The following is a 9,187-nucleotide window of genomic DNA, read 5'->3' as shown; positions in this document are numbered from 1 at the left end:
AGCGCCGCACTACGTGCTGCCGCATCGACGTGAGGAGCGCGTTTATCCTCGGGCGATTCGGCTGAAATCACCGAAGTATCCGATCAGAAATAAAAATGCCAGTCAGCTTAACTGACTGGCATTAGGCTTGTGGTTAGCTTTTTATTGATGTGGGTGTTTGAAAAACAATAAGTTATGTGTTTAAGAAAGCGCTCAGATCCCCCCCCCCACTTTTAGTGATTTTTGCACGGCATTTGACCGGCTTTTTTGTGGTTGGGCTAACCGCTTTTTCGTCGGGCAGAACCCTCAATAATGACATCCGATCCGAGGGTCATTAGTGTCCGGTCCTTGATTCACATCAATCTAATCCCTTTCCAAGTCATGGTTTGGGTGGATACGGTCTACCCGCTCAACCGAATTTTCAACGATGATCCGCAAGCTGTCACTCCGTGTGGCGTCGGGAGGTAGGGATAGAAGCGTCCCTACCTTTTTGGCGAAATTCAGTCCGCTTCAAACGGTTGAAGGGAGCTGAGTCCTTGCCCTAGAGAGCTGGGAGTCGTAACAAACCCTTGATTCGCTCTGCGCCCAGCCAAAATGTAAATGCAGCCCGCGCCAACCCAGTAGCTCCGCTGTCGCTGTACGCGATACGACCTTGTTCGAGGCTATCGGGGTTATCATGTCAGACCGTGGCCGGCACGAAGGTTGAAGCCCTCAAGTGGTCTAGCCATCATCCGCAAAATTAACGGCTTAATTCGCCGTACTCGTGCATACGCGATCTGGACAGTGGTAAATCATGAATGCAGTAGAAATTGAGTCCGCTATTTCGGACCTAGCCCTTGAGCCTTTTGACGCGGCGGAGTTTCCGTTTGTCTTCCTGGCTGCTTTTGGCAATAAGGAAACAGCCCTCAAACGCTTGCGTGCCGGCAACAACAACGCTTCCGACGTGCCTGGCGGCGTGCTACTGCGCAGCAACATTCATATCGCCTCATGCGAGTCTGGTAGCGTGGGCGAAACGCTCAAGTCATTGCGCGCCAGCCCGGCCACCACAAAAGCCAAAGCCAAGTTCATCCTTGCTACCGACGGGCAAATACTGGAGGCCGAAGAGCTAATTACAGGTGAAACCATCACCTGCGATTACCAGGACCTCCCCAATCACTTCGGCTTCTTGTTGCCCTTGGCCGGTATCTCCACCATTAAGGAGATCAAGGACAACCCCATCGACGTGCGCGCCACCAGCCGCCTGAACAAGCTGTACGTCGAACTGCTGAATGAGAATCCGGACTGGGCCAAAGCCGAGCGCCGCGCTGATATGAACCACTTTATGGCGCGGCTGGTGTTCTGCTTTTTTGCCGAAGACACCGACATCTTCAATGGTGATGGGCTGTTTACCAAAACGGTAGAGCAGTTCAGCGAGCGTGACGGATCCAACACTGATCAGGTGCTTTCGGAAATTTTTCGCGCTATGAACGTCAAGCGTGAAGATCGCGCCAGTGCGCAATCACGCTTACCTAGCTGGGCAGACAAGTTCCCGTATGTCAACGGCGGCCTATTCTCCGGCAGTACTGAAGCGCCTCGCTTTACGCGCATGGCGCGTACTTACCTGCTGCACGCTGGTAAACTGAACTGGCAAAAAATTAATCCCGATATCTTCGGCAGCATGATCCAGGCCGTAGCCGATGATGAAGAGCGCGGTGCACTGGGTATGCACTACACCAGTGTGCCCAACATCCTGAAGGTGCTGAACCCTCTATTTCTGGATGGCCTGCGTGCACAGCTGGAAGCTGCCGGTGACAATAAGGCCAAACTGCTGAACCTCCGCAAACGTATGGCGCGTATCCGGGTATTTGACCCCGCCTGTGGCTCTGGAAACTTCTTGGTCATTGCTTACAAACAGATGCGCGAGATCGAGGCAGAGATCAATCGCTGTCGCGGCGAGGCCAACAATAAATCGGAAATTCCGTTGACCAACTTTCGCGGTATTGAATTACGCGACTTTCCGGCAGAGATTGCCCGGCTAGCGCTGATCATCGCCGAGTTTCAGTGCGATGTGTTGTATCGCGGTCAGCAGGATGCCCTAGCCGAGTTCCTACCCTTGAATGCGCAGAACTGGATTGTCTGCGGAAATGCGCTGCGCTTGGACTGGTTGAGCATCTGTCCCCCAACAGGGACAGGGGTCAAAGTGCTTGCCGATGACCTATTCGGAACGCCGCTCAATCAAACAGAAATAGACTTCGTGAATGAAGGCGGCGAGACTTACATTTGTGGAAATCCACCATATCTAGGAAGCAAGCGGCAAACCGAAGAACAGAAATCAGATCTTGAGGCCGTCTTCGGACACCTCACTCCAAACTGGAGATCTTTAGATTATGTTGCGGGATGGTTTTTAAAAGCATCCGACTTCCGATCTCAGGCAAGTTCCTCGGCGGGATTTGTGGCAACCAATTCTATTTGTCAGGGGCAACAGGCGTCCATCCTATGGCCTCTTGTATTTGGCGTTGGGTATGAGATCAATTTTGCTCACACCTCATTTAACTGGAGAAACCTGGCTAGTCATAATGCTGGAGTTACCGTTGTTATCGTTGGGATTGCATTGTGCAAAACTGGCGTAAAAAAACTCTACCACTCTGACGCACAAGAAAACTCTGTTTTACGAGAGGTGCCGACCATCAATGCCTACCTAATTCCAGGCTCCAATATAATAATCGAGGCAACCCGAAAGCAGATTGCAGGACTGCCTGAGTTTGAGCGCGGGAACTCCCCTACTGACGGCGGTCATCTACTTCTGGACAGAGCCGATTTGAAAGAAATGGGGCTTAATGAAAGTCAAGCCAAGCAATTCATTCGACCCTTTATTGGGTCATTGGAGCTGATTCGGGGGGCAAGTAGGTTTTGCATCTGGATTGAAGATGAAGATGTTGACAACGCGATGTCAATCAACTCGGTCGCTGATCGAGTTGCTAAAGTCCGTTCGTTTCGGTTGCTCAGTACCAAATTGGCAACTAGAAAAGCGGCAAATTGGGCTTATAGATTCGATGAGCGTAAGCCACTACCAAGCGTACCTTCGATCTGTGTTCCTGTAACAAGCTCTGAGAATCGAGCATATCTACCTGCAGATTTACTGCCTGCAGAGGTCGCAATCTCGAATCTTGCCTTCGGAATGCCCTGTGCGGAAATCTGGGTACTAAGTATCGTGGTTTCTCGCATGATGCTTTCTTGGGTATCCGCCGTTTGTGCACGGATGAGAACAGATTACAGATTTACAAATACACTCTGCTGGAACACCTTTCCCGCCCCACTGCTTACCGAGCAGAACAAGGCCGATCTGACCCGCAGTGCCGAGGACATTCTTCTGGCTCGCGAAGCGCATTTTCCTGCCACCATTGCCGACCTATACGATCCAGAGTCCATGCCGGACAACCTGCGGCACGCCCATGAACGCAACGATGAAGTGCTGGAGCGTATCTACATCGGCCGTCGCTTTAGAAACGACACCGAACGGCTGGAAAAGCTGTTTGACCTCTACACCAAGATGACAGCTGATACAGCGAAGGCCACGCCGAAAAAACCACGAGGAAAGATGGCATGAGCGACACCTCTGCTAGCCTGACAACCCCACCCGAGGGCTACGGCGAGTGGCTGGCCGACCTCAAAAGCCGCATCCACAAAGCCCAACAGCGTGCCACGCTGGCTGTAAACCGCGAACTGGTGTACCTGTACTGGCGGATCGGCAAAGATATTTTGACCCGGCAGGCACAGCAGGGCTGGGGTGCCAAGGTGATCGAGAGACTGGCACACGACTTGCGTACCGCCTTTCCTGAGATGAAGGGATTTTCCCGTGCCAACCTAATGTATATGCGAGCCTTTGCGGAGGCTTGGCCGGATGCCGCAATTGTCCAACAGGCTGTTGGACAATTGCCCTGGGGGCATAACCTGGTGTTGCTGACCAAGCTGAAAGACCCACAGCAGCGTCTGGCCTATGCCCAGAGCGCGGTTGTGCATGGTTGGTCGCGTAATGTGCTGAACATCCATATCGAAACCCGCCTGCTGGAGCGCAGTGGTGCAGCGGTCACTAACTTCGATATCAGCTTGCCCAAGGCGCAGTCCGACCTGGCCCGCGAGTCGCTGAAAGATCCTTATCGTTTTGACTTCCTAGGTCTGCGCGATGAAGCGCAAGAGCGCGAGATCGAACATGCCCTAGTCAAGCACGTCACCGAGTTTCTATTGGAACTGGGCGCAGGCTTTGCATTTGTCGGGCGGCAGGTACTGCTGGATGTAGGTGGTGACGAGTTCTTCATCGACTTGCTGTTCTACCACCTCAAGCTGCGCTGCTATGTGGTGATCGAACTCAAGGCCGGCAAGTTCAAGCCCGAGCACCTAGGCCAGCTTGGGTTTTATATGACGGCTGTGGATCGCCAGGTCAAAGGTGAACACGACACCCCCACCATCGGCCTTTTACTCTGCAAGAGCAAAAACAAGATCGTGGCCGAATATGCGCTGGGCGATAAGACTCAGCCCATGGGCATTGCCGAGTACAAATTGCTCGAATCGCTACCTGCCGAATTGCAAACCAGCCTGCCCAGCATTGAACAGATTGAACGTGAACTTGCAGGCGACGGCACCCTCATGGAGGATGAATCACAGTGACTAACAGTACCAACCCGACCAACAGCTACACGGTGCCGTCGGTATCCATTGCTACAGCGCACACTGGCGCCTCCAGCAAGGCCAATGAGTTGGGCATGCGTACCATGCAGGAACGTGCCTATGCCAAGCGCGGCGAACAGTACTTGCTGATCAAGTCGCCCCCAGCATCAGGTAAGTCCCGTGCCCTGATGTTTATAGCGCTGGATAAGCTACATAACCAGGACTTGCAACAGGCAATTGTCGTGGTGCCGGAGCGCTCCATTGGCGGTAGTTTCGCCGATGAGCCGCTGAGCAAGTTTGGTTTTTACTGGGACTGGCAAGTAGCTCCGCAGTGGAACCTATGCAATGCACCAGGCATTGACGAGCCGCGAGTGGCCAAGACCAAGGTCGAGGCCGTACGCGCTTTCCTGAATAGCCCCGACAAAATATTGGTCTGCACCCATGCCACCTTCCGTTTTGCCGTGGAAGAGTTGGGTATCGAAGCTTTCGACAACCGCCTGATCGCCATCGATGAGTTCCACCACGTTTCCGCTAACCCGGACAACAAGTTGGGTGGACAGCTAAGTGCGTTTATCAGTCGCGATAAAGTGCATTTGGTCGCCATGACAGGCTCTTATTTTCGTGGCGATAGCGAAGCTGTGCTGGCGCCGGCGGAAGAAAGCAGGTTTGAGACGGTGACTTACACCTACTACGAACAGCTCAACGGCTACCGCTGGCTCAAGTCGCTGGACATCGGCTACTTCTTCTACACAGGCAAGTATGTGGATGCTGTCGCCAAGGTGCTGGACCCAGTGCTGAAAACTATCGTACATATTCCTCATCCCGCTGCGCGTGAAAGCCTCAAAGACAAGGAGCGCGAGGTCAACGAAATTATGAGTGCGCTGGGTGATTGGCAGGGTGTCGACCCTGCCACCGGCTTCCACCTCATCAAAGCCAAGGACGGTCGCACGCTGAAAGTGGCAGACTTGGTGGATGACAGCGATGCGTCCAGGCGCTCCAAAGTGCTCAATGCACTGAAGGACCCTATGCAGAAGAACAACCGAGACAACGTGGATGTGATCATCGCACTGGGCATGGCGAAGGAAGGCTTCGACTGGATCTGGTGCGAGCATGCGCTGACCATCGGCTACCGTTCGAGCCTGACCGAAATAGTGCAAATCATCGGCCGCGCCACGCGTGATGCTGAGGGCAAGGAGCGCTCGCGCTTCACCAACTTGATCGCTGAGCCTATGGCCGACCAAGCGGCTGTAGCCGAAGCAGTGAATGATATGCTTAAGGCCATTTCCGCCAGCCTACTGATGGAACAGGTGCTTGCCCCGCGCTATGAGTTCACCCCGAAAGATACTGGGCCGAAAGAAGGCTTCATTTACAACGGTGGTGAGGGCTATCAATCAGGTGGCACCAATCTGGGTGTGAATGAAACCACAGGTCAGTACCATGTCGAAATCAACGGTCTGACCACGCCGCAAAGCACAGAAGCCACGCGCATCTGCAAAGAAGACTTGAACGAGGTGGTAACCAGCTTCCTGCAGGACAAAACCGTGCTGGAACGCGGCCTATTCGACAAGGAAAACACCCTACCCGAAGAGCTGACCCAACTGCGCATGGGCAAGATCGTGCGCGAGCGTTACCCCGACTTGAGCGACGTCGACCAAGAAGCAATCCGTCAGCATGCCATCGCGGCCATGAACATTACCCAACAGGCCAAATTGATGTTGGCTCAGACCGACTCCAGCGAGAGTGGCGCCTTACAAGGCAGTACGTCTCTGCTGGAAGGCGTGCGCAAATTCGTCAACGTGCGCGAGCTAGACATTGATCTGATCGACCGCATCAACCCTTTTGAAGCCGCCTATGCGGTGCTGGCTAAGGCGATGGATGAAAAATCCCTGCGTCAGGTGCAGGCCAGCATTGCAGCCAAGAAGGTGAGCATTCCTGAAAGCGAAGCACGAGACTTAGCAATGCGCGCCCTGCAGTTCAAAAACGAGCGTGGTCGGTTACCAGACATCAACTCTGCCGATGTCTGGGAGAAACGAATGGCTGAAGGCGTGGTTGCGTTCGCCCGGTACCGCGCCCAAGCCAAAGCGGCACAGGGAGAATCCGCTAATGGCTAAGATGAACGATGACGACCTACTGAATGCGCTAGGGGTAGAAGTTCCCTCACTAAAGACAGCCACTCGAACCCCTCGCGAAGAACGCATCATCGCTGGTTTCGAGGACATTCAGCGCTTCTATCAGACCCATGGCCGCGCCCCACTACATGGTGAAGACCGCGACATCTTCGAGCGCCTGTACGCTGTTCGATTGGATCAGCTTCGCAAGCTACCGGAAGCACAAGCCCTATTGGCAGGCTTGGATAGTCACGGGCTACTGTCAGGTGCTGCGGTAGCCACGGTAAATGTGAATGACCTAGATGAGGACGCCTTGCTCGCCGAGCTGGGCATCGGCAGTGAGTCTGTCGACCAGGACGACATCACCGTGCTGCGGCATGTGCGTTCCAGCGCGGCAATAAAGGCGGCAGAAGAAATTGCCGCCCGGAACCCATGTAAAGACTTCGAGAGCTTTAAGCCACTGTTTGACGAGGTGGAAGCAGGCCTCAAGCAAAAACTGTGGGTAACCAAGCCCTTTGGCAAGAACGCCAGCATCGAGGTCGGGGACTTTTTCATTCTGAGCGGGCTCATTGCCTATGTCGCTGAGGTGGGAGACACCTACAAGACGCCAAATGCGGAGACGAATGGGCGTTTGCGGGTCATCTACTCCAATGAGACAGAAAGTGATCTGCTATTACGATCCTTGCAGCGGGCGCTATATAAAGACGGTGACGGACGTGCAGGGTCTCGGATCATCAAAGTAGACTCTGGCCCACTGTTTAGCGACATAACCGAGCCGGACGACATCGAGACTGGCACCATTTATGTGTTACGCAGCCTGTCCAACCATCCCTACGTGGCCGAGCACCGCGAGCTGATCCACAAGATCGGCGTAACCGGTGGCCGAGTGGAAACGCGTATCGCGGCGGCGGCGAAAGATGCCACCTACCTGTTGGCCGATGTGGAGGTGGTCGCAACTTACAAGCTTCACAACCTGAACCGCACCCGGCTGGAAAACATCTTCCACCGCCTGTTCGGCGCAGCACAGCTAGACTTGACCATCGAAGATCGCTTCGGCCATCCAGTTAAACCTAGGGAGTGGTTCCTGGTGCCGCTGCATGTGATCAATGAAGCGGTTGAGCGCATTCGAGATGGGTCGATTACCGATGTGGTCTATGATCTCCACTCGGCTCGCCTGGTCAGCCAAAGACACTGATGAAGTATAGTGATCTTGTCTGATCCTGAAACTCTTCTGGGCGGCCACTAAATTTTTCTGCTAACTGCAAGTAACGGTACTGCGATGTCAGTATGCGGTTTTCAGTAGATGAGGGTTGCTTTCAAAAAGACATTAAAAAGCCGGCTTGTGGCCGGCTTCTCGGGGACCGCCTCAGCTTGTTTTTGACAAACCTCACCAGCCTTCAAATCGCTCAGCCAACATCGCGTCTGGCTGAATAGTCAGGGCATCCGCGGGAGTTTTTCCGCATCGCCTGGCAGGGTGAATGGCCTAAAACCAGCCCCTGCCAAATGTGCGGCGCATGATACCCACATTCACCTCAGTTGCCCACCTCCGTATCCGATTTAGAGCCTTCCCAGCCCAGCAGGTGTTCATCCAGCGGCACGGGTGGGCGGCGGTTGTTGAGGGTGGACCACCAGAACACCCAGCCGACGATCTGGAAGTTCTGTTCGAAGCGTTGATCGAAGGTCAGGTATTCGTCGGGGTGTTCGCCGGCGTTGTGGCTGCGCATGCGCAGGCCGCCGCCGGGGCGGTTGTAGAGGTATTTGATGCGCAGCATGTCGTCGTGTTCGACGGCGTAGATTTCGCCGTCGATGATTTGGGTGCGGCCGCGGTCGATGGCGAGCGTGGCGCCTTGTTGGATGATGTCGACCATGCTGTTATCGACCATGTAGGCGCCGAGGGCGCGGTCGGGGTTTACGTTTAAGGTCTCGAGGGTGTGACGGGAGAGGCGGATACGTTCGGTTGAGGTGAAGGACGGATGGAGGGTGATCTCCACATCGATTGTTTCCGGGGAACGGGCCGGGCCTGTGAGGTATTTGCCGCTTTCTTCGCGGGTGGGCAATGCTTTCCTTGCATCTTGAGCGTCCAACAGGAAGTTGGCCGGTGGGTGTTTAGGGCCTACACCGGCGTGCAGCCAGCGGCTGGAGACGCACAACAGTTCTGCGATTTCGTTGAGTCGGCCCATGGGAACACCGCGTTTGAACCAGTTGTTCACGTGCTGAGGCGTGACGCCGCGGTTCTTGGCGAAGTCGGAAGCGGAAAGATGAACTTCCCGTAATAGCGCTTTTAAGCGATCACCTGATGTATTCATAAACGCTGAGTTTACTGGCCGGGAAAATAGATCAAATAAACTATGCGTTCAATTGCCGGTGTAGGTTTTTACTTAGTTGTAGCCTGATCTTTCGTTGGCGCTGCTTAGTTCAACATAGAGTGTTAATAATTGAACTTGGCGTTTAATTTT

5 protein-coding genes are annotated in these 9,187 nt (G+C 54.1%); 4 read left to right on the top strand and 1 reads right to left on the bottom strand.

Annotated features, from left to right (window positions below; all coding sequences use genetic code 11):
• Positions 1-772: 772 nt before the first annotated feature.
• The 4 genes from TU80_RS28675 to TU80_RS28660 are packed head-to-tail and all read left to right on the top strand — an operon-like array spanning position 773 to position 7,926.
• Complete coding sequence (locus TU80_RS28675) at positions 773-3,565, top strand: class I SAM-dependent DNA methyltransferase (RefSeq protein WP_057005944.1); 2,793 nt, start codon at positions 773-775, stop codon at positions 3,563-3,565.
• On the top strand, positions 3,562-4,623 hold the full coding sequence (locus TU80_RS28670) for a PDDEXK nuclease domain-containing protein (protein WP_057005943.1): 1,062 nt from the start codon (positions 3,562-3,564) through the stop codon (positions 4,621-4,623). Before TU80_RS28675 ends, TU80_RS28670 begins: the two co-directional genes overlap by 4 nt.
• A complete protein-coding gene (locus TU80_RS28665) occupies positions 4,620-6,734 on the top strand; it encodes a DEAD/DEAH box helicase (RefSeq protein WP_057005942.1) in 2,115 nt (704 codons plus the stop codon). Before TU80_RS28670 ends, TU80_RS28665 begins: the two co-directional genes overlap by 4 nt.
• Positions 6,727-7,926: a GIY-YIG nuclease family protein gene (locus TU80_RS28660; RefSeq protein ID WP_057005941.1), complete on the top strand. Its 1,200-nt coding sequence runs from the start codon at positions 6,727-6,729 to the stop codon at positions 7,924-7,926. The genes TU80_RS28665 and TU80_RS28660 overlap by 8 nt, the downstream gene beginning before the upstream one ends.
• A 337-nt stretch (positions 7,927-8,263) precedes the next feature.
• Here TU80_RS28660 and TU80_RS28655 read toward each other — a convergent pair whose 3' ends face one another.
• Complete coding sequence (locus TU80_RS28655) at positions 8,264-9,037, bottom strand: LexA family transcriptional regulator (protein WP_046381915.1); 774 nt, start codon at positions 9,035-9,037, stop codon at positions 8,264-8,266.
• Positions 9,038-9,187: the final 150 nt, after the last annotated feature.

Source organism: Pseudomonas veronii, from assembly GCF_001439695.1.
Lineage (GTDB): Bacteria > Pseudomonadota > Gammaproteobacteria > Pseudomonadales > Pseudomonadaceae > Aquipseudomonas > Aquipseudomonas veronii.
This window is presented reverse-complemented; position numbering and strand designations above follow the sequence as displayed.